Source organism: Arthrobacter wenxiniae (assembly GCF_013376105.1).
Taxonomy (GTDB): Bacteria; Actinomycetota; Actinomycetes; order Actinomycetales; family Micrococcaceae; genus Specibacter; species Specibacter wenxiniae.
The window spans coordinates 65,661-89,543 of the sequence record NZ_JAAMFM010000016.1 but is presented as its reverse complement, the minus strand read 5'-3'; the positions used below and the strand labels follow the sequence as shown (position 1 = coordinate 89,543).

The 23,883-nt window shown below is 66.0% G+C and carries 20 protein-coding genes; 4 read left to right on the top strand and 16 right to left on the bottom strand.

Going from position 1 to position 23,883, the window contains the following annotated elements; genetic code table 11:
- Positions 1-154 precede the first annotated feature (154 nt).
- The gene (gene galE / locus G6034_RS11735) at positions 155-1,171 is read right to left on the bottom strand and encodes a UDP-glucose 4-epimerase GalE (RefSeq protein WP_176635301.1); all 1,017 of its coding nucleotides are present in this window, start codon (positions 1,169-1,171) and stop codon (positions 155-157) included.
- Between the two features lie 676 nt (positions 1,172-1,847).
- Between galE and G6034_RS11730 the strand changes: the two genes are divergently transcribed.
- Entirely contained in the window at positions 1,848-4,523 is a 2,676-nt protein-coding gene (locus tag G6034_RS11730) for a cell wall-binding repeat-containing protein (RefSeq protein WP_176635300.1), read from the top strand.
- Between the two features lie 31 nt (positions 4,524-4,554).
- Here G6034_RS11730 and G6034_RS11725 read toward each other — a convergent pair whose 3' ends face one another.
- The 7 genes from G6034_RS11725 to G6034_RS11695 form a co-directional block, all read right to left on the bottom strand.
- Entirely contained in the window at positions 4,555-5,703 is a 1,149-nt protein-coding gene (locus tag G6034_RS11725; RefSeq protein WP_176635299.1) for a glycosyltransferase family protein, read from the bottom strand.
- Between the two features lie 57 nt (positions 5,704-5,760).
- Positions 5,761-6,837: an acyltransferase family protein gene (locus tag G6034_RS11720; RefSeq protein ID WP_176635298.1), complete on the bottom strand. Its 1,077-nt coding sequence runs from the start codon at positions 6,835-6,837 to the stop codon at positions 5,761-5,763.
- 26 nt (positions 6,838-6,863) lie between these two features.
- Entirely contained in the window at positions 6,864-7,271 is a 408-nt protein-coding gene (locus G6034_RS11715; protein ID WP_343038030.1) for a DUF2304 domain-containing protein, read from the bottom strand.
- 13 nt (positions 7,272-7,284) lie between these two features.
- Positions 7,285-7,923, bottom strand: coding sequence for a glycosyltransferase family 2 protein (locus G6034_RS11710; protein WP_176635296.1), 639 nt, complete (start codon positions 7,921-7,923; stop codon positions 7,285-7,287).
- Between the two features lie 76 nt (positions 7,924-7,999).
- Complete coding sequence (locus tag G6034_RS11705) at positions 8,000-8,491, bottom strand: hypothetical protein (RefSeq protein WP_176635295.1); 492 nt, start codon at positions 8,489-8,491, stop codon at positions 8,000-8,002.
- Positions 8,488-9,768: a glycosyltransferase gene (locus G6034_RS11700; protein ID WP_176635294.1), complete on the bottom strand. Its 1,281-nt coding sequence runs from the start codon at positions 9,766-9,768 to the stop codon at positions 8,488-8,490. Before G6034_RS11700 ends, G6034_RS11705 begins: the two co-directional genes overlap by 4 nt.
- A 56-nt stretch (positions 9,769-9,824) precedes the next feature.
- Positions 9,825-10,790: a glycosyltransferase family protein gene (locus G6034_RS11695; protein ID WP_176635293.1), complete on the bottom strand. Its 966-nt coding sequence runs from the start codon at positions 10,788-10,790 to the stop codon at positions 9,825-9,827.
- Positions 10,791-10,945: 155 nt separating this feature from the next.
- On the opposite strand from G6034_RS11695, the gene G6034_RS11690 reads away from it, so the two are divergent.
- Positions 10,946-12,787 carry an ABC transporter ATP-binding protein gene (locus G6034_RS11690; protein WP_176635292.1) on the top strand — a complete coding sequence of 614 codons (1,842 nt, stop codon included), beginning with the start codon at positions 10,946-10,948 and terminating at the stop codon, positions 12,785-12,787.
- 76 nt (positions 12,788-12,863) lie between these two features.
- On the opposite strand, the gene G6034_RS11685 is transcribed toward G6034_RS11690, so the two are convergent.
- The 3 genes from G6034_RS11685 to G6034_RS11675 all read right to left on the bottom strand — a co-directional run bounded on the left by G6034_RS11685 (position 12,864) and on the right by G6034_RS11675 (position 16,180).
- Positions 12,864-13,859, bottom strand: coding sequence for a glycosyltransferase (locus G6034_RS11685; RefSeq protein WP_218063845.1), 996 nt, complete (start codon positions 13,857-13,859; stop codon positions 12,864-12,866).
- A gap of 27 nt (positions 13,860-13,886) precedes the next feature.
- Positions 13,887-15,008: a glycosyltransferase gene (locus tag G6034_RS11680; protein ID WP_246295710.1), complete on the bottom strand. Its 1,122-nt coding sequence runs from the start codon at positions 15,006-15,008 to the stop codon at positions 13,887-13,889.
- Positions 15,009-15,070: 62 nt separating this feature from the next.
- Positions 15,071-16,180: a glycosyltransferase gene (locus G6034_RS11675; protein ID WP_176635290.1), complete on the bottom strand. Its 1,110-nt coding sequence runs from the start codon at positions 16,178-16,180 to the stop codon at positions 15,071-15,073.
- A gap of 55 nt (positions 16,181-16,235) precedes the next feature.
- Here G6034_RS11675 and G6034_RS11670 point away from each other — a divergent pair, with 55 nt between their 5' ends.
- Together G6034_RS11670 and wecB are read left to right on the top strand one after the other, a co-directional pair.
- On the top strand, positions 16,236-17,408 hold the full coding sequence (locus G6034_RS11670; protein ID WP_176635289.1) for a glycosyltransferase family A protein: 1,173 nt from the start codon (positions 16,236-16,238) through the stop codon (positions 17,406-17,408).
- Between the two features lie 9 nt (positions 17,409-17,417).
- Positions 17,418-18,482, top strand: coding sequence for a non-hydrolyzing UDP-N-acetylglucosamine 2-epimerase (gene wecB / locus G6034_RS11665; RefSeq protein ID WP_176635288.1), 1,065 nt, complete (start codon positions 17,418-17,420; stop codon positions 18,480-18,482).
- Positions 18,483-18,501: 19 nt separating this feature from the next.
- Here the strand turns inward: wecB and G6034_RS11660 are convergent, their stop codons facing one another.
- From G6034_RS11660 to G6034_RS11640, 5 genes are read right to left on the bottom strand one after another with little or no spacing between them, the layout of a single operon-like run.
- Positions 18,502-19,692: a glycosyltransferase gene (locus tag G6034_RS11660; RefSeq protein ID WP_176635287.1), complete on the bottom strand. Its 1,191-nt coding sequence runs from the start codon at positions 19,690-19,692 to the stop codon at positions 18,502-18,504.
- Positions 19,692-20,684, bottom strand: coding sequence for a Gfo/Idh/MocA family protein (locus tag G6034_RS11655; RefSeq protein WP_176635286.1), 993 nt, complete (start codon positions 20,682-20,684; stop codon positions 19,692-19,694). The genes G6034_RS11660 and G6034_RS11655 overlap by 1 nt, the downstream gene beginning before the upstream one ends.
- Positions 20,685-20,687: 3 nt before the next feature.
- Entirely contained in the window at positions 20,688-21,779 is a 1,092-nt protein-coding gene (locus G6034_RS11650; protein ID WP_176635285.1) for a DegT/DnrJ/EryC1/StrS family aminotransferase, read from the bottom strand.
- Positions 21,776-22,372: an acyltransferase gene (locus G6034_RS11645; protein WP_176635284.1), complete on the bottom strand. Its 597-nt coding sequence runs from the start codon at positions 22,370-22,372 to the stop codon at positions 21,776-21,778. The genes G6034_RS11650 and G6034_RS11645 overlap by 4 nt, the downstream gene beginning before the upstream one ends.
- Before the next feature lie 45 nt (positions 22,373-22,417).
- Entirely contained in the window at positions 22,418-23,707 is a 1,290-nt protein-coding gene (locus G6034_RS11640; protein ID WP_176635283.1) for a nucleotide sugar dehydrogenase, read from the bottom strand.
- Between the last annotated feature and the right edge of the window lie 176 nt (positions 23,708-23,883).

The following is a 23,883-nucleotide window of genomic DNA, read 5'->3' as shown; positions in this document are numbered from 1 at the left end:
GTCCCTCGGAAAGGCACTTTTCCGGTCCGTGCTCCGCGCCGGTTCGCGAGGCTAGACGGCGGGTCGCGCTCCGGAAGCAGCTCACGCGGGAGGGCCGGGCGCCGGCAACGGTGATGCCGCGCCGGTTCCGGGGAGCACCGCCGCCGCATGCGCGTCAGGCCTGGCCGTACCCCTGCGGGTTCTCGCGCTGCCAGCGCCAGTGGTCCTCACACATCTGGGCCAGGTTCCGATGCGCCGACCAGCCCAGGTCCGCCAGGGCGGCGGAAGGGTCCGCGTAGCTGACGGCGGCGTCGCCCGGGCGGCGCGGCGCGAACTCGAAGGGGATCGGCCTGCCGGCGGCGTCGCCAAAGGCCTGGATGACTTCCAGGACCGAGGAGCCGTTGCCCGTGCCCAGGTTCCAGCGGAACACCCCCGCGTGGGCGGGCAGGTAGTCGAGGGCGGCCAGGTGGCCGGCGGCGAGGTCCATCACGTGGATGTAGTCGCGCACCCCGGTGCCGTCCGGCGTCGGGTAGTCGTTGCCGAACACCATGACCTTCTCGCGGCGTCCCACGGCCACCTGGGCCACGAACGGCAGCAGGTTGTTGGGGATGCCGCTGGGGTCCTCGCCGATGCGGCCGGACTCGTGCGCGCCGACGGGGTTGAAGTAGCGCAGCAGCGCAACGCGCCAGGTGGGGTCGGCCGCGCCCAGGTCGGTGAGGATGTCCTCGATCTGCTCCTTGGTGCGCCCGTAGGGGTTGGTGGCGTCCAGGGGCATCTTCTCAATGAGCGGCACCTCCTCGCTGGCGCCATACACGGTGGCCGAGGAGCTGAAAACGATGGTGCGCACGCCGTGCCGGTCCATGGAGGCGAGCAGGTTCAGGGTGCCGGCAATGTTGTTTTGGTAGTACATGAGCGGCTTTGCCACAGACTCCCCCACAGCCTTGAGTCCGGCGAAGTGGATGACGGCGTCGAAGCCGGCACCGGCAAAGAGTCCGTCGACGCCGGCAGCGTCGAGGAGGTCCAGCTCAATGAATTCCGGCCGTCTGCCCGTCAGTTCCTCCACGCGGCGCAGCGACTCCGCCGAGGAATTGGCCAGGTTGTCGAGGACGACGACGCTGTGCCCGGCTTCCAGCAGGCAGAGAACCGTGTGCGACCCAATGTATCCGGCGCCGCCGGTGACCAAGACCTTCATGAGTTCCAGCTTATATGGCGCACGTCGCGCGCCGTTGCACCTGGGCCGGACAGGGCATGGAGTCGTTCCATTGGTGATTCCGGTGCGGCATCCCCGAATCAACATCCATAACATTCGCATCACGAGTCACTTGCGTAGCGCGTCGATCCACCAATACGGGGGTAAGGTTGGGCCTATGTGGGCCTGGGGGCGCATCTTGATCTCCTGCCTGCTTTCGCCGATTCAAGGTGTCACCAACCACAAACACTGTACCGGAGCCCCACATATGTTTACGACCCGGCCCAAACTGATCAGCTGCTCAACCCGCCTGCCGTCACTTCGCCTGACAAAAATGGCGGTCGCCGGGATCGTCGCAGCCTCCGTGGCACTCTCGATGGGGACAGTTCCGGCCAACGCCGCCCCCGGCGAATCAACCGCCGAAGCCACGTCTCTGGCAACGTCCAGTAGCCCTTCGGTGGCCACTTCAGCGCCGACGGCAACGGTGCCGCCCGCCACGGAATCTCCTGCACCAACCGCCGCAGCCACGACGGCAGCCCCAACGGCAGCTGCTCCGGCGACGACGGCAGCTCCCACGACACAAGCGCCCTCGAGCGCTGACGTGGCCAAATATGGCGCCTACATGGGTATCGGCCTGGCGAAGTCAGTCCCCAGCCAGCAACAGCCGCAACAGCTCGGAATGAAGGCCGCATCTCCCTTGTCCGGCTCCGTGGCCCAACCGCTGGCGGCGGTGACGCCGGCAGGCGTGCTCGGCATGGACGTCAGCGGCTGGCAGGCCGACAGCAGCACCCATACAACGAGCCAAGTCAACTGGACCGAGCAATGGAGGCTGGGCGCCCGGTTTGTCTATATCAAGGCCACCGAAGGCAATGCTTTCCGCGACGCATCGTTCTCCTCGCACTTTACGGGCGCATCCAACGTGGGCATGCTGCGCGGCGGCTACCACTTCGCCTTGCCCGACAAGTCTGACGGCGCCACCCAGGCCAATTTTTTCGTCAACAATGGGGGTGGCTGGAGCGCGGACGGCAAAACGATGCCCCCCCTGCTGGACATTGAAAACAATCCTTACGGCGCAAGCTGCTATGGCCTGAGCCAGGCGAAGATGGTGGCCTGGATCAGCTCCTTTTCCAAGCAGGTACAGGCCCGCACGGGGCGACTGCCCATGATCTACACCAACTATTACTGGTGGCAGGCCTGCACCGGCAACTCCACGGCATTTACCAACCAGCCGCTGCACATTGCCGCCTATGGCACCACCAATCCGTGGATGCCGGGCGGCTGGCCAAATTACAGCGTCTGGCAGTACAGCTCCACCGGCCCCTTTGCCGGTGACTCCAACGTATGGAACGGAACGCTGACCAGCCTCAAGACCTTTGCCACCAAGGGCGGCACCACGGCACCGCCCGCGCCCCCCGTGAGCAAGCCGTCCATCGGCTCCACGGCCGACCTGGTCGCGGCGGACAGCTCCGGGGCGTTGTGGGACTATCCCTCCAACGGTTCAGGTGGCTTTGGAACGAAAAAGCAAATTGGCCAGGGCTGGAGCAGCATGCGCTCCATCACAGCCATTGACTGGAATTCCGACGGCGTGCTGGACCTGCTGGCCCAGCGCACCAACGGCTCGCTGTCCTACTACCGGGGATTGTCGGGTGGCGGGTTCGCGGCATCACAAACACTCGCCTCGTCCGGCTGGTCGGGCTACCAACTGACCGTTGGCTACTGGCTCAACTCGAGCAAATACCCGCAAATACTCACGCGCGGCACCAACGGCGACCTGAACCTTTGGACTAACCCGGCGGGCAGCTCCCTGGGCACGGCGACACGAATCGCCCAAGGCTGGAACGGCATCAACTTGACCATGCTGGACTTTGACGGCGACGGCCGCCAGGACCTGCTGGCCCAATATCCCGACGGCACGCTGCGGCTGGCCCGCTCCAACGGGTCGGGTGCCTTTGTCAATGAGGTCCGCAAGACCGTCGGCACGGGTTGGAATGCGTACACGAGCGTGACTGTCTACAGCGACTTTGCCTCCGCCGGTTCCACCGGGCTTATCCGCCGGACCACGGCCGGCGCGATAAGTTACGTGCCTGTTCCCGGCAATTCGACCTTCGGCGCGCAGAAGTCCATCGGCAGCGGTTGGAACTCCTACCTGATTGCCGGCGGCGAGAACATCAACATGCCCCAGCCCCCACTGGCTCCCGCCGCACCCAAGGCAGTGCCGGGCAACGGCAAGGCGGTGGTTACAGTGGCCAAGAATGCGAGCGGTGCGGCCGCCACAAGTGTTTCGGTCACTGCGGCGCCAGGGGGCGCAAGCTGCACCATAGCGGCAGCTTCAGGCACGTGCTCGGTTGCCGGGCTGGCCAATGGAACGTCCTACTCGTTTAGGGCTGTGGCACGTAACGCCGCGGGCGCATCGCCGTCGTCCGCAGCAAGTTCGGCCGTAATTCCCTACGCCCCGGTCTACCGAATCTCAGGCGTCGACAGGTACGCAACGTCGGCAGCCATCTCCCGGGCCACTTTCGCCGCCGGCGTCAACACCGCCTACATCGCCAGCGGAGCAACCTACCCCGACGCCCTCTCCGGCGCCGCCGCCGCCTCCTCGCTCAACGGCCCAGTCCTGCTGGCCACTGCCACCGGACTTCCTGCAGTCACCCGGACCGAACTCACTCGCCTCAAGCCCCAACGGATCATCGTCCTGGGAGGTACGGGGGCACTCAGCGGCACCGTCCAAGCGCAGCTGGCGCAATACAGCACAAACGTGTCCCGCCTGGCGGGGTCCGACAGGTATGCGACGTCGGCGGCCATCTCCAAGGCCACCTTCGCCACCGGAGTCAACACCGCCTACATTGCCAGTGGCGCAACCTACCCCGATGCCCTCTCCGGCGCCGCAGCGGCCGGCTCCCGCAACGGTCCTGTATTGCTGGCGACCGCCACAGGGCTTCCTGCAGTCATCAGGGCCGAGCTCTCCCGGCTCAAGCCCCAACGAATCATCCTGCTCGGAGGTACAGGGGCACTCAGCGGCACCGTCCAAGCGCAGCTGGCGCAATACAGTACAAACGTATCCCGCCTGGCAGGGGCGGACCGGTATGCGACATCAGCGGTCATTTCCAAGTCCACCTTCGCCGCCGGAGTCAACGTCGCTTATGTCGCCAGCGGCGACACCTACCCTGATGCGCTCTCCGGCGCCGCAGCCGCCGGCTCGCTCAATGGACCGGTCCTGCTAGCTACTTCCGCCGGACTGCCTGCGGCCATCCAGTCGGAACTCACCCGGCTGCAACCCAAGAAGATCATCGTCCTGGGCGGCGCGGGGGCCCTGAACACCACTGTTCAAACGCAGCTGTCGGGGTACGTGGGCTAATTCTCCGCGGCTCCTCCGCGACGCGGCCGTGCTATGCCGTCCGGGAAGCCTCTCGCCCGCCCACAATCCGCGCAATGGCCTCTTGCCAGACCACGACCTGGGATTCGGCTGACAGTGCCTTGGCTGCGGCGTCGGCCGCGTGCTTCCAGGCACCAATGGTTTCCGGGGTCAAGGACCAGAGCGTCTTCCGCAGCGACTCCGCCGAGAAGTCCTCCGTGATGGCGCCGAGACCGTACTCCCGGACCAGGCCCACCATGGCGGGGGACGGCCCCACAATCAGGCCGATGCGTGCCTGAATGGCTTCGAAAAACTTGTTGGGCAGGGCGTTCTTGAGGTTGAAATTGGTGGGTGGCAGGAACACCACCGAAACGTCGTACTCGCTCAAGGTGGCCACGAGCTGCTTGTACGGCACAGGGTCGCGGAAAGTGATGGACGGGACGGAGGCTGCCTTCGCCTTGAGCTCGGCAACATAGTCAGGTTCGTTGGGCATGACGATCATGTCCAAGGACAGCCAGTCCGGGGCGTCCTTCATGGCCTCGATGAAGTTTTCCAGTTTCCGGTAGCGCTGGCCTGCCGCGCTGTGGATGAGGCGCACCCTCTCCCCGACCGGCCTGACGGCGCCCTCGGCGTAGGGTGCCGCATTGGTGACGACGCCCGTTGGGGTTCCGTAATCCTTGAAATATTCATCGGCGATGCCTTGGGACACCGACGTCACCGATGAAGCCCCGGCAAGGTACCTGGAGCACAGCCACCGCATGAAGGGTGCAATGAACAACCGCCACTTGAGGTTGTCTTCCTTTTCCCTGGGTGCAAACTCGTGCAAATCGGCATGGACGCCCAGCCTGGCATCGAGGTCCAATGCCAGCGGCAGGGTGTTCAGGTCGTTCGCCAGGATGACGTCAAAACGGCCCTTGGGAAGCACGGCCCGGGCCGACTGCACGGCGGGAAGGCCCTCGTAGACTTTCGCGTACTGCCGGCTGACCAACCCGATCTTGTCCGCCGGCCATCCCCGCGAGTCCTCGGGAAGCGCAAAATGCTCCGCCACACCGTCGGGCGCCGCACCGTAGGCGCACGTGCTCACACGGTATTTGTCCTTGAAAAGTTCCACCTGCTTGAGCACCCGGGGATCCGAGCGGATGGGCGAAAAAGTCAGAATCAGCAGGGAGGGGAGGTCAGTCATATCCTCCATTATTCCCGATCGCCGGCCCCGCACCGACCCGCCAGGCAACAGCGGGCCTTAAAACACCCTGCGCAGGAGCGGCACCTTCGAGGCCAGCCACGATATCGCAAAGCTGGCAGCCAGGGTCACAGCATACGCCGCCGCAATCGCGGTGAACGACCTCGCCCCCAACACGGCAGGCACATTGAGCCGGATCGCCTCGAAGATCACCAGGTGCACCAGAAAGACGCCGAAGGAGGCGTTGGAGAGGGCCGTGAGCAGGGACCCCACCCGGCGGGGCACCGTGATGAACTCGGACACTGAAAGCCCGACGACGAACACGCCGATCGCCGTCAGCGCCACCCCGGCCCCCAGGTAGGAAATGGAAACCAGCTGGTCCGCGAGGGGCAGCAGACCCCGGTGCCCGAAGTGCCAGACGGTAAAGGCCATCAGCGCCGCCGTCAGCACCGCTGCGGCGGCGAGCGGCAGCCCCTTGAGCCGGACCCGGCGCAGTGCATACCCCGCGGCGAAGTAGCCCACGTACGGCAGCCAATACGTGAAGACGTTCATGGGGATGGGGCGGGAGATGCCGAAATGTCCAAGGATCCCGGGCATCATGTACGCCAGCACGGTGACGGCCAACAGACTGACTGCGGTGGCCATTGCACGTCGATCCTCCCTTGCCGTGATGAACGCGGCCAGCAGGGGTGCGATGGCATACAAGCCCAGAATCAGCCACAGAAAGTACAGCTGGGTGAACACTGAACTGTCATAGAGAAGTTGGAGCACGCGTGCCGTGGTCAGGTGTTCGTGCCTCATCCATATCCGCACCCCCACCAGATAGACGGCGTTCCAGAAAATCAGGGCAGGCACCAACCGCATGGCACGCTTGCGGTAAAAAGCGGCGGGGGCCTCAAGCACCTGCCGGGAGCCGAGCAGGAGGGCGCCGGAGATCATGACAAAAACCGGAACGACCCAGATAAAGCCAATGTCGATGGCAACGGCGGCCCACCAGCCGCGGCCAGCCTTGGGGTCCGCCCCCACGCGCAGCCCGAAGACGTGAATGGCCACCACCCCGCAAATGCTCAGGATCCGCAATATGTCCAGACCGTGCTTGCGTGGCGTCCCGGCGCGTTCCGCGCCTTGGACCTTCACCGTCAATTTTCCTGCGGGGGCACGGCTCATCCGGCGGCGGACCCGTTCGTTCCAGGTTCCGACGGCGCAGCCCCACGCGCAATCTCGCGCGCCGCGGCAGCCGGCGATTGGCTGCGGTTGACTTCATCCAGGGCCACCCTGCGCGACAGCTTGGTCAAGGTGGTTTCCATGTGCCGGAACCGCTGGTAGGTGGTGGCCATGAAAACGAGGAAGCTGACAATCAGGCCATAAAGCACCAGATCGGTGCCTCGTCCGATGCCGAAGAACCGGGCGATGTGGGTCAACATCCCCGGGAAGAAGATCGACAGTCCCGCCACACAGGCAAAGAGCACCAGCATAATGCGACGGATGGCCAGATGCCGCGCATTCGATCCGCCCCGCATAAGCGCCAGCGAAACGATGACGACGGCGAGGACAAGAACAATTTGAACCACTATTTGCACAATGTCACCTAAACAAGAGGTCGGCGAGGATGTTGACCGAATTCAGCAGGGATTGGCCCTTGGCCTTGGAATAATCGGTGTAAATGATTTCCACCGGCTGCTCGACCCATTTTGGCTTCATTTCGGCAACCTGGTGGACCAACTCCGAGGCGTGGGCCATGCGGTTTTGTGTGAGGTGGATGCCCTTGGCCACCTTCGGGCTGAGAGCGCGGAGCCCGTTGTGGGCGTCCGTCAGCGCCATGCCGGTTGCCATGCGGGACTGGATGGCAGCGGTGCGAAGCACCAGGCGCTTGGCGGGGGAAATCTTGGTGCGCTTGTCCAGGAAGCGGGATCCCAAGACAATCTCCGCTTCACCTGACGTGATGCGGCCCGCCATCGCCTGCGCATCCTCAACCCGGTGCTGCCCGTCGGCGTCGAAGGTGACAATGCAGTCCAAGTCGGGATCGTTGAGCGCGTACTCGATGCCCGTCTGCAGGGAGGCGCCCTGCCCGAGGTTGATGGGGTGCTGGACCACCACTGCACCGGCTGCCCGTGCCGCATCCTGCGAGCCGTCGGTGCTGCCGTCGTCGACGCAGACGACGTACGGGAACACCTTTCGCAGCCCCGTGATGACAGCGCCGACCACCGACGCTTCGTTATACATGGGGATGACTATCCAAGTTCGACTCACCGCACAAGTATCCCATAAGGGCCTGTGCCGACTGAATCAGGGTGCGGCCTCAGCCGTTGGCAAGGGCCTTGATTGCATGCACCATGGCGGCTGGCCCATGCACCAGGTGGGCGCCCGTGGCTCGGCGCAGCTGCCACACCGCGCGGTCCGCACTGGGATCGGCCGCTACCACGACGGCGGAGCCCCGGAGGGCTGCCACGACGTCCTTGTGCCGGGCGAGAGTGGACGCCACCCTGCGGGATTCAAGGTTGTCCCGGACCAGCCGTCCCGCCACGCCCACGGTTCCCGGTTTGCCGGCCAGCGCACCCAAGCGGGCCGCGGCAGGGGCCGGCCGTTCAGCCTGAAGCCGGACAATCCCCTCCCCGCCTCCGGGCGCGTCGCCGTCCGTCAGGGACCCCACCTGGACAACATCGACGCTCACCGCCCACGCGGGCGAAGCTGCGGCGGCCATGGCACGCTGGCGCAAATCGTCGATGACGGCCTGCGCGTGGCTGACCTGGCCAACGACGATGCTGACCTTGAGGTTCCTCGGCGCAATCATGGCATCTCTCCCGTTCCCGCGGACAGTTCGGCTTCGGAGCGCCCGGCGATCTGCCGCAATTCCGCAATGACGGGCGTTAGGATCGCGCTGCGGTCAAACTGTTGACCGTACTCCCATGCCGCCATCCAGCGTGCCTCGTCAGGTTCCCGCAAGGCGGCGGCACACTCCCTCAGTGCATCGGCTATCGCTGCCGGCGAAAGGTCCTTGGCCGGGAACCAGAGGGGATAGTCCCGCAGGAGGTCCGTGGCTGCGTTGCCCAGGTCGTGGACGGAAACGATGGGCAGGCCGGTGGCCAGATATTCCGCAGTCTTGCCGCCGGTTACGTACTTTCCAGTGGACAGGAGCAGAATCAGGGCATCGAGGGTGCCGTAAAACCCTGCGACGTCCCGCTTGGAAATCGGCCCGTCGTAGCGCAGGCCGTTGCCGGCCGCGGAGGCAAAGGCCGCCAGCACCTCGGCCGGCGCAGCGCCGGAGGGGCTGAGCTTGCCCCGAAATACTCCGTCAGCCTTCGTCGGTGACTCCGTTCCGAAGGCCGTGTCCCAGCCCGCCAGGAAGGGTTGCAGAGGCATGTTGACGTATTGGAGGGTGCCCAAGTAGCCAAAGCTGGGCCGATCGGTGGCCTGAACGGTGCGCCTGGCGTGGCCCGGCTGGGGGTCGAAGCCGTTGGCCACCACTCGCATCTTGCCGGCTGCCTTGGGGTATCTGTGCGCGTACTCACCGCGGATCTGTTCATTGACAAACCACATCTGGGCGGCCCGGTCCAGATAGTCGGCTTCCATGCGCCCCATGTTGGACTCTGGGGAGAAATCTTCCGCACCGCTGATCGTGTTGAAGGCCCAGGCATCGCGGTAGTCCAATACGAAGGGTACGTCCGCTAGCGACCGAGCCACGCCAAAGGACACATAGGGGCTTGCCGAAGCCATGACGAGGTCCACCGCATGGTCGGCGTGGACCTGCCGCGCCGCCTTAGACGCGGGATCCAGCCATGCGGCATGGAAATCCTCCGGGAAGCCTTTCCGGGTCTTGCGCCGATATAGCTCTTTCCACAGGTAAGGTGCCTCAATCCGCAGCCGCGAGAATCTCCGCAGGTCACGCCGTGCAGGCTCCTCTGCGCCGCAATCGTCGACAGGCACGACGGTAATGCGAGGGTCAATCGATTCGACAAGCCCATGATCGGTGCCGGAAATTTCGGACCACACGGAGGGATCAAGGGTTATGACTGTTACATCCCAGCCGTCCTTCGCAAAAGCGTTGGCAACCGCCGTGCACCTGTACACGGAGGAAGCCGTGCTGGGTGGGAAGGAAAATGCTATATACAGCAGGTGCGGCCGCGTCACGAGTCAGCCCCCAACACCTTTGCGTAGCCCGCCTCAAGCCGCGGAAGCAGGACGGCAGGTCCGTGATTGGCACGGATGTAATCTGCGCTGGCCAGGGTCCGGGACAGGGCCACGGGGTCTGAGAGGGACTCCCGAACGGCAATGGCAACATCCTTTCGTCCCACTGACACCGTCCCGACATTCGCAGGATAGCCCGGGTCTTGGTCGGCAAAAACCGTCGGCACACCCATGCCCATGGCCTCCAGTTCACTGGCCGCAAGAATTCCCGCAATTTGCCCCACGGCCACATGGGCGCGGGCCATCTCGTTAAGGAATTCAGCCTTGGGCATCTTCGGAAGCAGCGTCACGCCCAGGGCGGCAACCTCGCTGGCGCGGTCCCCCCAGTCAAGGCCAACAATGTCAACGTCCATTCCAGCTAGGGCCGAAACGACCTCCCCCGCAGTCTGAACCGACGCGTCGCCGCCCTTGGACGAGTCCCAGCGTGAAGGGAAAAAGACCCGCGGCTTCGCAGCAGGGGCCCATGCCGGCAAGGTGGACAGATCTATGGGCACCGGCAGGTACTCTGCGTCGCTACGCGCCTGTTCCGCCTTGTCCTTCAAATCCGGAGTGGTGTACCAGACATGCCCGGCGCCATCGATATCAGCCTTGATGGCCGAATGGTGTTGTTCCTGCCAGTAGTTTTCCCGGATGTCTGTTCCATGAAGGGTCAATGCATAGGGCCGTGCGAACCTGCCGCGCGCCCACTTGGCCCGGCCCCCCATGTTGACGTGCCACAGTTGTGTGCGAGGGTACGCTGCAGCCTGCTCCAGGAGAAAGCGGTAATAAGCGGTCTTGGTGCCGCCGCGCGTCCACGGTCCTTGGATGATCTTCCACGGCTTTCCCTGCCGTTGCCCCTCCTGCACCAACGTCTTTCCAACATCGGCGCAGTCGAAGAGTTGAGTAACCCGGTATGCCTCGCTCATGGTCACCATTGTCGCATCCGGGGAGGCTCCTGTTGGCCTACGAGACAACCGCGGCAAAGCGCGGGGCTTGCCCGCTTCTTCCGAGCCGCACCGCGTAGGGCTGGCAATCCCCGTACTATAGGAAGGATTCTTCCACTGCAGTTCTGGAGTAAACCTTGAAAAATCTGCGCCGCACCCTTGGCCAGTTACTACCGCTCCTCCCGCCCAATGCGAGGCGTTTTCTGGTGCTCTTCGCGGCGCTCTCGTCGGTCCTGGTCTTGGTCGACTCTGGCGCGCTGGGCATTTTTGCACTCGTTCTCAACCAAATAATGCAGTCGCAGAGCACTGGAGCTTCGATGCGGCTGCCAGTCATTGGCACCATCTCAGATAACTTGGGGCTAATTATTCTCGTATGTGCGGCTGCGGTGATGATCCTGAAGTCCTTGCTTAACATCTGGCTTCAATGGGTGTCCACCCGCCGGTTTGCCGACTACGAACTCGAAATCGGCACCGTACTTTTCCAAAGTTACATTCGTGCGCCCTGGACTTCACGACAAAACAGGTCGACCACGGAACTTGTCCGCATGATGGACGTCGGCATCGCGAACACCATTGCCGGAGTACTGTTTCCCGCAGTGATCCTCCCGTCGCAGGCGCTGACTTTCGCCTCAGTGCTCCTCATCTTGGTGGCAGCCTCGTGGCAGACGGCATTGATAACTGTGATTTACCTTGGCCTCATTGCCGCCTTCCTCTACCTTTACCTGTCCAAGAAGTCGTATGAGGCGGGCCGTGTCAATCGTGACTCTGCGATGCGCATGTCCACGCTCGTCTCGGAAATGCTAGCCGCTCTGAAGGAAATCACGCTCCGGGACAAAGCCAACGAAGTCGGAGACGTGGTGTACGTGAGCAGGGAAAGAGCCGCCAGGTCGCGCTCAAACATCCGCTTTCTCGGTTCCGTCCCGAAATTCGTCATTGACATGGCATTGATTGGTGGGTTCCTGATTATCGGCACCGTCGGCTACTTCGCGGGCGGCATCGGCGCTGCCATGTCCTCCGTCGCAATCTTTGCACTCGCCGGATTTAAGATGGTCCCCGCACTCACGACCATCCAGTCCCAAGTGACGCTGGTGCAGTCGACACTGCCCTACACGGAACTCGTTATGGCGGACATTCGGGAGGCTGCGGAGTTCCGCAAGAATGCTGAAAAGCTGGGAAAGACACCCATCCACGGTGAACCCAAGGTCTTGGAGCTGCGCAACGTTGAATTCACCTATCCCGGCGCGAACGGCCCTGCGGTCACCCAAATCAACTTGTCGCTCCCCATGGGTTCCTCCGTGGGCGTCGTTGGCCAGTCCGGAGCCGGCAAATCAACGCTGATAGACATCTTTCTGGGGCTGCTGGTTCCCTCGAACGGCACAATGACGCTAGACGGCATTCCGCTTGAGGACGTGCTCGCCGATTGGCGAAAGCGTGTGGGCTATGTCCCGCAGGAGGTCGCCATCTTTGACGGTTCTGTTGCACAGAATGTCGCACTCTCGTGGGGCGGCGATGTTGACGAGGAGCGGGTCCGGACCGCACTCGCCCGTGCCCAGCTGCTGGAAACCATCGAGTCCCGCCCCGATGGAATACACGGTCGCGTGGGTGAACGCGGCGGTGCGCTTTCAGGTGGACAGCGCCAGCGGCTAGGCATTGCCCGTGCCCTGTACATGGATCCGCTGGTCCTCGTATTGGACGAAGCGACAAGCGCGTTGGACACGGCCACCGAAGCTGCGGTGGCAAAAGCCATCGCGGAGCTCCACGGTGACATGACCGTTATCTCAGTGGCCCACAGGCTTTCCACCATCCGCGACAACGACCAGGTCTGTTACATGAAGGATGGCAGCATCATCACTCAGGGAACCTTCGACGAGGTTGTCCACACCAACCAGGAGTTTGCCCAGCAGGCTGCTCTTGCAGGCCTGTACACGCTGCCTGGAACCGCATCACGTTCCGTTGCAGCCATGCCCGCGAGCGAATAAGCAACAACCACTCGCCCGCAGCAATTCGGACGGCTTGGACAGAATCTCCCTTCCTTACCTCCGAGATGGCCGCAGGCTAGCGGGCAATCTTTCGGTACAGCGCTTCCAATCCCGGAATGTAGGCGGCGGCGTCGTAACGGGGCACCGCCCATTCGGCCCCGCCCAGCCGCCCCGATGCATCCGCAGGGTCGGCCAAGGCTGCCAGGACTTGGTCGACCACGTCGGCCACGGAGCCTTCCATGACGGGCGGCACGGTTCCGTCGTCTGGTCTGGGCAACCGGCTGCCCAGGGCCGCCAACGGCAGGCCAATGCACAGGGCTTCAAACTCGCTGGTGGAAAAGTACTCTGAAGCTTGCCCGATGCCGACGGCCGAGCGTGCCAGTTGTTCGTAGTAGCGGTGCTGCGGCATCTTTTCCAGAAGTCGGACGCCACGGGCACGTGCCTCCGCTGCCCCCGGCCCCCAGTCGAGGCCTATCAACTCCGCCTTGTCCCCAATGACCGTGGCCAGTGCGCCAGCCAGTTTCAGTTGGCGCTCCATGCCCTTGTCATCGTCCCACCGGGAAATAAACATGATCTGGGGCTTATGCGCAGGGATCCATGTCGGCAGCCTTGCCAAGTCCACCACGGAGGGGAAGAATTCAGCGTCGGAGCGCGCCGAGGTGGCATCGTCTTTGTTGTCGGCATTTGCATAAAACACATGGGATGCGCCGTCGATGGCCCGCTGGATTTCATCGTGGAAAGCCGGGTCTTTCCACTGCCTGCGGATGTCCGTCCCGTGCAAGGTCAGGACATAGGGCCGGTCGGGCATTCCCCTTTCCCGGATCAGCCTGACGCTGGTGCCGTAGTGGACGTGGACCACGTCCGCCGCCTGCAGCGCCGCCCTCCGGCGAAGCAGGTAGGGCACAAAGCGGGCCTTGGCCAGCAGCGGGTTCCGTGGCGCTGCTGTCATCGGACGGACCTGTTCCGGGGGGAGGTAGTCCCAGCGGAGTCCGGCGCGGGCCGCGGCGCTGACCATGGAGCGGGCCACAAAGGCGCAGTCGTTGAACTGCAGGACCTTCGGTTCACGTGTCATGTGCTGCCTCCTCGGCATTCGTGGGCGCTAGGCCCGGGCGATCGCGGCCATATAGGCCTCGTCGAAGAGTGCGCCCACGGCATCCGGGGAAAACCTCGCCCTGATGGGCGCGGCAATGTCCTCTGCGGGCACGTTCCGGAAGGCCTCCACGGCACCTAGGACGGCCCTGCCAAGAACTTCCGGCGTGACGTCATCGACGAGCCTGCTGTTGGAGTCGTCCGCATAGTCGCTGAAGCCGCCCACCCGCGTCGCCACCACGGGCCGTCCGGCGGCGAGGGCCTCGGCCGCCGAGGTGAAGAAGTTCTCCTGGGCTGTGGGGAGGAAGAACAAGTCGGCGGCGGAGAGGTGCCCGGCCACTTCGGCCGGCCGCACCGAACCAGCCAGTGCGACGTGCCCGGCCAGTCCCAGCTTGGATATGAGGGCCTGGCACTCTGGCCGCTGGGGGCCGTCCCCCACCCAGGTCAGGTGCGCGTCCGTGCCGTGGTCGCGCAGCCAGGCGACAGTTTCAATGGCGGCCAGGGGGCGCTTCCGGGCGATGAGCCCACCCACGGCGACCAGCCGGAGCGGGGAGCCGAAGACCGACGGCACAACGGGGCCGCGGTCCTTCACGACACACGGGACCACCCTGGCTGCATGCGGCCGGGCAAAGCGCTGCATCTCCGCGGCGAGCTGGCCCGTCACGCCCGTCACCACGTGGGGGGACCGCAGCACGCGGCGCACCCCGGACAGCCTGTCCCACAGGGGAGAGACGCTGGCGGGATTGACCACGCCGTTCCAGTGCTCGGTGTGCACCCACGGGCGCCCGCGGCCCGCCACCGTGCGCGCCGACCAGGCCGGGAGGGCAAGGAGGATGGAGGAGAAGGCCATGGTGTGGACGACGTCGGCCCATGCCATCTCCCTTGCCAGCACGCGTTCACAGGCGAGCACCGTTGCCGGGCGCCGGGGGTCCGCCAGGACACGGCGCACCGGGACGCCTTCCCACTCCCCGTTGACGGCCTGGGGCATGGCCAGAGCAGTCCCGAGCCGGATGTGGACCACGCGCACCTGGTGGCCCCGGCCACGGATGGCCTCGACATGCTCGGCGTTGAACGGCGCCTCGGCGGGGTTCTCCTCATGCGGGTACCAGGTGGCAATGACCAGGATCTTCATGTGTTCCTTGAATGGGGTCTGTGGGCGAAAGGGTTGTGCGTGAAGTGGCTGTGCGTGGTGAGCTATGAGACCAGTGCCGAGGCGCTCATGAACCGCAACGGCGCTTCCGGGTGCAGCAGCTGCGAGAGGTCCCGCGGCAGCCAGGTGCGCGGGTTGGTGAAGGTGCGGCGAAGTGTGGCGAGTGACTTCATCACGGCGGGGTCGGCCTCCGCCCGTGCCACGGCGTCCAGCAACGCCCGGTCCGCCACCGACAGCGGGCGCGCCGCAGCCGGGGCGGCGAACAACAATGTGCGGGCTACGGAGGCCATGCCGGCGGCGTCGCCGGCATGCCAGGTGCCGGCGTCGGCCCTGAGCATCACGTGCCCAAACACATGGACCCGGATGAGCTTGGTCACGATCGCGGCCCGTTGGGCGGGGGCCAGGCGGGCAAACCAGTCCGACTTCACCAGGTCCGTGGCGAAGGCCAGGTCGTCCGTGACGCTGCGCGGGGTTGCCGTCACCCTGACGGCGGCGTCGTCGTGCACCAGGTAGCGGGGCAGGCCGCGGCCGAAGCTGATGTTCGCCCCGGAGAACCACAGCCTGGCGGAGAAGGACTGGTCCTCCCCCGTGGCGTATCGGGTAGGGAAATCCAGGCCCAGCGACCGGACCAGCGAAAGGCGCATGATTCCCAGCGGCGCGGTGCGGTAGGTGAGCCGGTCGGCCACCGGGTCGAGCCCGGCAGTCTTGGTGCGGCGCACCACGGGCGTGTGGATCGCCGCCCCGCCCGCGTGGGCCATCGGTGCGATCAGGACATCGGCGCCGGTCCGGCCTGCAGCCTCCACCCAGCGGGCCAGGGCCCCGGGCTCCAGGGAGTCGTCGCTGCCCATGATGGACACCCAGGTGCCGGTGGCCAGCGCCATTCCGTGATTGAAGGGGCCCGCCGGACTCTTGATCCCGTCCTCGTAGTGCACAAAGCGCACAAGCTCGCGGTGTTCGGGCGCCACGCGGGCACGGATCGGCTCGACCGCGGTGTTGTGGCACACCACGGTGACCCGCAGCCGCTTCGCTTCCGCCGGCCCCGTGGGAAGCCCGGACGCCATGAGCGACGCAACCGTGCGCTCGACGGGCCGGTCCGGCGTGTGCACGGCCACCACCACGTCGACCAGCACGGAATCCTGCGAATAGTTGTCCACCCAGTAAGGTTATCGCGGAACCAAAGGACCCCAGCCTGCACAGGAGAACGCGGCCATGAGCCAGAGCATTGAAGTTGTCATACCGGTGCATGAGACGGCGCGCCCCCTGGAGAGAGGGCTGGCGTCCATCCTGGCCCAGCGTGCGGAGCTTTCGGGGCTGGGCGTGGACCTCCGGGCCACAGTGGTCTGCCACAACATCCCCGTCGAGGCCGTCCAGGGCAGTGTCACGGCGGCCATGGCGGAGGACGACACTGTCACCTGGCTGGGGCATGACGACGGCACCCGGTCCCCCGCCGGGCCGCGCAACGCCGCGCTGGACCGCAGCTCGGCCACATTCCTGAGCTTCCTTGACTCCGACGACTACCTGGAACCTGGATCCCTGGCGGCGTGGTGGAAGGTTGCCGTAGCCCAGGGCGCCGCGGCCGTCATTGCGCCGCTGCGGACTCCGGAGGGCACCATCCTCCGCTCTCCGCGGATCCGCCCGACCAAGCCGGCGGTGCTGGACGCGGTCAAGGACGGGCTGGCATATCGCAGCGTGCCCTACGGACTCCTGCGCCGGGACGCCGTCGTGGCGGCCGGCTTCAGGTACGCCGAGGGCATCAGCACCGGCGAGGACATCGAAGCCACTCTGAAGCTGTGGTTCCGGTCCGGGGTCATCTGCTATCCATACGCGGCCCCGGCCTACCACCAGACCGACGATGCCGGCATGGGCCGGGTCACCAGCAGGCTCCTGCCGCTGCAGGAGGAGTTCGAGTGGCTGGGACCGCTTTTGACCGCGCCTTGGCTGCTGGCCGCCACGGAAGCCGAACGCCGGGCCGTCGCGCTGAAGATCCTGCGCATCCACGGCATTGGCGCGCTCCTCCGCCGCGCCGCGGGGACGCAGCCGGACAATGTTTTGTGGAACGGCGCCGAGCGCCGCTACTGGTCCGGATTGCTGGCGCGCCTGGAAACGTTGGCTGGCGGCAGGCTTCCGTCCCTGAGCCGGCGCGACGCCGCGCTCTGCCGGGCCGCGGCCAAGGCGGGCGAACTGCAACAGCTGCGTGCCGCCGTCGTCCTTCATGAAAAGGCCGGGCGCAAGGGGGACCTGCTCACTGAGGGGCGGTTCAGCGCAATGTCGCGCGACTCTGTGCTGCGGCACTACGTCAACGAGCGGCTCCGGTCGAAATCCGGCGTGTATTCCGCTCCCCCGCCCCTGGAGGCTGCCGGAGGCGGACAGAATTCCCGTTAGGCTGGAACCATGCGTATTTTGAGTGTGGTGGGCGCGCGCCCCCAGTTTGTCAAGCTTGCCCCCATTGCGAAGGCCTTGGAGGGCCGGGCCGAACATGTCATTGTCCACACCGGGCAGCACTACGACGAGCTCATGTCCGACGTCTTTTTCCAGGACCTGGGCATCCCGGCGCCGGACTACAACCTGGGTGTGGGCTCGGGCAAGCACGGCGAACAGACCGGCGCCATGCTGGCCGGGCTGGAAAAAGTGTTTGAGGAAGCCGAGCCCGACGTGGTGCTGGTCTACGGCGACACCAACTCCACGCTGGCCGCGGCCCTTGCCGCCGTAAAGATCCACATTCCCGTGGCGCACCTTGAGGCCGGCCTGCGCTCCTTCAACCGGCGCATGCCCGAGGAACACAACCGGGTGCTGACCGACCACGCCTCGGACCTGCTCCTCTCCCCCACCCAGGTGGGCATGGACCACCTGGCCTCGGAAGGCCTGGCGGAGCGGTCGCGCATGGTGGGCGACGTCATGACCGACGTCCTGTACACCGTGCGGGACCAGCTTGCCGCCCAGGGCCAGCCCCTGCCCGACGGCGTCACGGCCGGCAACTTCTATGTCTGCACCATCCACCGCCCCGACAACACGGACGACCCAGCACGGCTGAAGGCCATTGTGGAGTCGCTGGCCGCCCTGGGCAAGCCGGTGCTGCTCCTGGCCCACCCCCGGCTGAAGGCCCTGGCCGAGACGCACGGGATCGACCTCGCGGCCGGTTCCATCGTGCTCCATGAGCCCCTGGCCTACCCGCAGCTGGTCAACGCCGTGGCCAACAGCGCCGGCGTGGTCACCGATTCCGGGGGCCTGCAGAAGGAGGCCTTCCTGCTGCGTGTCCCCTGCACCACCATCCGCCCCGAGACCGAATGGGTGGAAACCGTGGAACTGGGCTGGAACGTGCTGGTCAACGGCGATCTGTCCCGGCTGGCCGGCGCTGTGGAACGCCCCGCCCCGGCCGCAACGGATGCGGCGCCCTATGGCGACGGCCACGCCGCCCAACGGACGGTGGACGCGCTGCTCGAGGCGTTTGCAAAGTAGCCCCGCACGCCGTCACCGGCTAGTGCGCCTTCGTGCCCGCCGGCCGGCGAACAACGCCGCGGACGGTGTCAGCGGCAACGCGCCCCGAGGCGGCCAGCGAGGCGTTGTCCGCCACCCACTGCACCCTGGCTTCGGCTGCCTGCGTCCCGTCCAGCGCCGCATCGGCGAGCACCGCAATCATCGCGTCGGCAACTGCCGCCGCGTCATAGGGGGCGGCGGCCCCAAGCCCGCCCGCGGCGACGATGGCGGCGCCGTCGCCCTGGCCGGCAAAGATGACGGGGGTTCCGCACCCGGCGGCCGCGTAGATCTTGGTGGGCTTGGCAAAGTCGTAGCCCTGCCCCGGCTTGATGCTCACCAGGGCTCCGGCGGCACCGCGGATCCATTCGGCAGCCTCGGCCGGCGGCACCACACCGCCGAAGTGCACGGCGCCGGGCACGCGAGAAGCTGCAAGGACCTTCAAGTGGCCCTCGTCCGTGCCTTGGCCAAAAAAGCGGATTTCGGCGTCAGGGAACCGCTCGCGGACAAGCGGCAGGGCCTCAATGAAGATGCCCGCGCCCTGCCATTCGCTCATGGTCCCGGTGTAGACAAAGTACGGCTTTGCAGCGGCGGCAACCGGGCCGTCCGGCGAAAAGACACCGGTGTCCACGCCGTTCCCGACTGTTTGGATGCGGCCGGCCGCGACTTTGAACTGGGCCACCTGCGCCGCAACCGGTTCCGAGACGGCGATGACCTTGGCGGCGCGCCGCAGCACGAAGCCCTCCACGGCGGCCATGGCCTTCTTGACTGTGCCGGGCACCTCCATGGCTGACAGCGCCTCGGTCCACACGTCGGCGGCGTAGTAGACAAACGGGCGCCGGCGCAGCAGCGAGGACAGCGCCACCACGACGCCGGTGGTGGGCGGTGGCTCCGAGACCACCACGTCGGCCCTCACGGCCAGCAGCCGGAAAAATGCCGGGATGTCGAAGCTGAGATACTGCACGTAGCCGCGGACATTTCCGCCGGGGTCGCGCAGCACGGGCCACCGGCTGAGCTTGTACGGCGGCCTGAACACGCCCGCGCCCGTGGGCGCCCGCGTCGTGATGACCTCCACCTCGGCGCCCTGCTCCACGAGTCCGTCCACCAGGGCCTTCAGGCGGAAGGCCGCCGCCCCCACTTCCGGCGCATACAGCCGGGTGGCGACGACGACCCTCAACGGTTTTTGTACCGGCACTAAGACGGGATCCTGACGGTGGCGCCCGTGCGGGACGATTCCAGGACGGCCTCGGCCACCACGAGCGTGTCCTGGCCCTCGGCCATGGTCACCACGTCGGTGCGCAGCCCCAGGACGGCGTCGCGGAAGGCCTCGTGCTCGGTGCGCAGCGGCTCGGGCTTGGCGATGGCCAGCCGGGTCACGTTGCCCTCGGACACCCCGCGGAAGACCGCCATGGAGTCCCATTCGGTGGCGATCGTCCCGTTTTCGTAGAACGTGAGGTCGGCCGTGACGGTGTCTGCCACAAACGCGCCCTTTTCACCGGTGACGATGGTCAGGCGTTCCTTCATCGGGGACAGCCAGTTCACCAGGTGGTTGGTGATGATGCCGTTTGCCAGCTTGCCGGTCGCGGCCACCATGTCCTCGTGGGGGCGGCCGCTGCGGGTGGTGGTCTGGGCGAAGATCGTCTCGAAGCGGCTGTGGGCCAGCCAGGCGGTCAGGTCGATGTCGTGCGTGCCCAGGTCCTTCACGACGCCGACGTCGGCAATGCGGGACGGGAACGGGCCCTGCCGGCGGGTGGCGATCTGGTAGACCTCCCCGAGCTCGCCGTCGGCGATGCGCTTGCGCAGGGACTGCAGGGCGGGGTTGAAGCGCTCGATGTGCCCGACGGCCCCGACCAGGCCCTTCGCGGCGAAGGCCTCCACGAGGCGCCGGCCGGCCGGGACGCTGTCGGCGATCGGCTTCTCCACGAGCGTGTGGATGCCGGCCTCGGCCAGGGCCAGGCCCACTTCCTCATGCATGCCGGTGGGCACGGCCGCCACGGCCATGTCCAGGCCGGCGGCGATGAGCTCCTCCACGCTGTGCAGCACGGGCAGGTTCTTGGCCACGCCGTGGGGATCGCCAAAGGCGTCCGCCACGGCCACCAGGTCCAGGCCGTCCACTTCACGGATGACCCGTGCGTGGTGGCGGCCCATCATGCCCAGGCCGATGAGGCCTACGCGCAGGTTCGCCATGCTTTAGGCACCTGCCTTGACGAGGGTGTTCACGGCGGTGACGATCCGCTCGAGGTCATCCTGCGTCAGCGACGGGTGGACCGGCAGCGAGAGGACTTCCTTTGCGGCGGTCTCCGTGTTGGGCAGGTCCTCGGTGCGGTTGAAGGACGGCAGGCGGTGGTTGGGCACAGGGTAGTAGACGCCGGAGCCGATGTTGTACCCGGAGCGGAGGCGCTCATGCAGCTCGTCGCGGCCCTCGGGCACGCGGATGGTGTACTGGTGGTAGACGTGTTCGGCGCCGGCGGCGACCTTGGGCGTTCCCACACCCTCAAGGTTGGCGGTCAGGAACGCGGCATTGTCCTGGCGCTGTTTGGTCCAGCCGTCCACCTTGGTGAGCTGGACGCGGCCAATGGCCGCGTGCAGGTCCGTCATGCGGTTGTTGAAGCCCACCAGCTCGTTTTCGTACTGCTTGTCCATGCCCTGGTTGCGCAGCAGGCGCAGCTTCCGCTCAACTTCGGGATCCGATGTCGAGACCATGCCGCCCTCGCCGGAGGTCATGTTCTTGGTCGGGTACAGGCTGAACATGCCGAACTTGCCAAAGGTTCCCACCTTCTGGCCGTTCACGGCTGCGCCGTGGGCCTGGGCCGCATCCTCGTAGAGGTCGATCCCGTGCTTCCCGCACACCGCCGCGAAAGCCTCGGCTGCGAAGGGGTGCCCGTACAGGTGCACCGGCATGATGCCCTTGGTCTTGTCGGTGATTAGGGACTCCACGTGGGTAACATCGAGGGTGTAGTAGTCAAGCTCGATGTCGGCGAAGACCGGCGTGGCGCCGGTCAGGGCCACCGAGTTGCCCGTGGCGGCAAAGGTGAAGGACGGGACGATGACCTCGTCGCCCGGGCCGACACCGCTGGCCAGCAGGCCCAAGTGAAGACCAGAGGTGCCGGAGTTCACGGCGACGCTGGCGCGCCCGTCCAGAAGCACCTGGGAGAACTCCGTTTCAAAGTCGGCCACCTGCTTCCCCTGCGCCAGCATGCCCGTGGCCATGACGGCGTCGACCGCTGCCCGTTCCTCGGCGCCAATGATGGGTTTTGCTGCGGGAATGAAGTCCTGGCTCATGCGTTGTCCTCTGCCTCTTTAAGGGAAGGTCCCTCTTCAATGTATTTTGCCCCGGTTTCCGGGCACACCCAGAAGCCGCCGTCCTCCTGGAGGGGGAAGCCGGCCTTGCCGACCCAGCCCAGGCGGCGGGCGGGAACGCCTGCCATCAGGGCAAACGCGGGAACGTCCTTGGTGACCACGGACCCGGCGGCGATGGTGGCCCACCGCCCGATGGTCAGCGGCGCGATGCACACGGCCCGGGCACCCACCGAGGCGCCGTCCTGGATGGTGACCCCCACGGGGGTCCAGTCGTGGGCGCTCTTCAGTGACCCGTCCGGGCTGACGGCGCGCGGGTAGGTGTCGTTGGTCAGGACCACGGCGGGGCCGATGAACACGCCCTTGCCCAGGACGGCCGGCTCGTAGACCAGCGCGTAGTTTTGGATCTTGGTGTTCTCGCCGATCTTCACACCGGTGCCGACGTACGCGCCGCGGCCCACGATGCAGTTCTCGCCAAGGATGGCGTCCTCGCGAACCTGGGCCAGGTGCCAGATCTTGGTGCCTTCGCCAAGAACTGCCTGCTCGGCCACGTCGGCGCTGGGGGCTATATAAGTCATGCTGGTACTCCTGATCGTGATCGGCTGCGGCTGCGGCCTGGTTGTCTAGGCCTTGCCGATGACGCGGTAGGTCACGCCGGGCCACTTTTCTGCCGAGCTTACCCGGCGCCCGTCAATGAACGCCTTCACGCCTGGCAGGTCGGCCGGGCCCAGCCCCCGGTACTCGGCGTGGTCGGCCTGCACCACGGCCGCGTCCACGGGCTCGCCCCGGTGGTAGGCGTCGAAGCCCAGCTTGTTCAGCTCCGCATCCGTGTACAGGGGGTCGTGGACCAGGGGGATGCCGCCGCGGGTGCTGATGGCCTCGACGGCGTCGAACACGCCGGAGAACGCGGTTTCCTTCACCCCGCCGCGGTAGGCCGCGCCAAGCACGACGACGCGTGCCCCGGCCAGGTCGCCATAGGCACCTTCCAGCAGCCCGATGGTGTAGTCGGGCATGTCCGCGTTGGCGGCCCGCGCGGCCCGGACCACGGTGGCGTCGGGGTCGTTCCACAGGTACAGGCGCGGGTAGACGGGGATGCAGTGGCCGCCGACGGCGATGCCGGGCTGGTGGATGTGGCTGAACGGCTGCGAGTTGGAGGCCGCGATGACCTGGTAGATGTCAATGCCGGTCTTGGCCGCGAAGCGGGCGAACTGGTTGGCCAGGCCGATGTTGACGTCGCGGTAGGTGGTCTCGGCCAGCTTGGCGAGTTCGGAGGCTTCCGCGGAGCCGAGGTCCCACACGCCGTTGGCACGGTTGAGGTCCGGGCGCTCGTCAAAGTCCAGCACCGACTCGTAGAACTCCACGGCCTTGGCGGCGCCGGCGTCGGACAGGCCGCCCACCAGCTTGGGGTACTTGCGCAGGTCCTCAAACACGCGGCCCGTCAGCACCCGTTCAGGGGAGAACACCAGGTGGAAGTCCCTGCCTTCGACGAGGCCCGAGGCCGCCTCAAGCGCCGGCTTCCAGCGGGTGCGGGTGGTGCCCACGGGCAGCGTGGTCTCATAGGACACCAGGGTGCCGGCGGTCAGGTGCTTGCCGAGCTCGGCGGTCGCGTCGTCCATCCAGCCAAAGTCGGGCTTGGCGTCCGCGTCAACAAACAGCGGCACCACCAGCACCACGGCGTCGGCGCCCGGGACCGCCTGGGCGTAGTCCGTCGTCGCTCGCAGCTTCCCGGCCGGAACCAGCTCGGAGAGCATCTCCTGCAGGTGGGCTTCGCCGGGGAACGGCTCGGTGCCGGCGTTTACCAGGTCCACCACGGCCTGGTTCACGTCCACGCCCACCACCTCGTGGCCCTTGGAGGCGAACTGGACAGCCAGTGGCAGGCCGATCTTACCGAGTGCAATGACAGCAATCTTCACGTTTTAGTAGCCTCTTCTTTTCGTTTCCCGGATCGTGCCTGGCACCCTGGCACCGCCGCGTTGTGTTACCAGAATATCGATCTTTCGCCGCGGTCCGGTCCAGGTGAGAGCCAGGCCACGCCGGCAGCCGTCCTGCTGCACGCCCATCACGCTAGAGCTTACGCGCACGGGGTCCG

Bases quoted from the DNA above. Each gene is read 5' to 3' on its own strand.
- galE (WP_176635301.1), bottom strand. From the start codon at position 1,171: ATGAAGGTCTTGGTCACCGGCGGCGCCGGATACATTGGGTCGCACACG.
- G6034_RS11730 (WP_176635300.1), top strand. From the start codon at position 1,848: ATGAAGGCCGCATCTCCCTTGTCCGGCTCCGTGGCCCAACCGCTGGCG.
- G6034_RS11725 (WP_176635299.1), bottom strand. From the start codon at position 5,703: ATGACTGACCTCCCCTCCCTGCTGATTCTGACTTTTTCGCCCATCCGC.
- G6034_RS11710 (WP_176635296.1), bottom strand. From the start codon at position 7,923: ATGTATAACGAAGCGTCGGTGGTCGGCGCTGTCATCACGGGGCTGCGA.
- G6034_RS11705 (WP_176635295.1), bottom strand. From the start codon at position 8,491: ATGATTGCGCCGAGGAACCTCAAGGTCAGCATCGTCGTTGGCCAGGTC.
- G6034_RS11695 (WP_176635293.1), bottom strand. From the start codon at position 10,790: ATGAGCGAGGCATACCGGGTTACTCAACTCTTCGACTGCGCCGATGTT.
- G6034_RS11685 (WP_218063845.1), bottom strand. From the start codon at position 13,859: ATGACACGTGAACCGAAGGTCCTGCAGTTCAACGACTGCGCCTTTGTG.
- G6034_RS11680 (WP_246295710.1), bottom strand. From the start codon at position 15,008: ATGAAGATCCTGGTCATTGCCACCTGGTACCCGCATGAGGAGAACCCC.
- G6034_RS11670 (WP_176635289.1), top strand. From the start codon at position 16,236: ATGAGCCAGAGCATTGAAGTTGTCATACCGGTGCATGAGACGGCGCGC.
- wecB (WP_176635288.1), top strand. From the start codon at position 17,418: ATGCGTATTTTGAGTGTGGTGGGCGCGCGCCCCCAGTTTGTCAAGCTT.
- G6034_RS11655 (WP_176635286.1), bottom strand. From the start codon at position 20,684: ATGGCGAACCTGCGCGTAGGCCTCATCGGCCTGGGCATGATGGGCCGC.
- G6034_RS11650 (WP_176635285.1), bottom strand. From the start codon at position 21,779: ATGAGCCAGGACTTCATTCCCGCAGCAAAACCCATCATTGGCGCCGAG.
- G6034_RS11645 (WP_176635284.1), bottom strand. From the start codon at position 22,372: ATGACTTATATAGCCCCCAGCGCCGACGTGGCCGAGCAGGCAGTTCTT.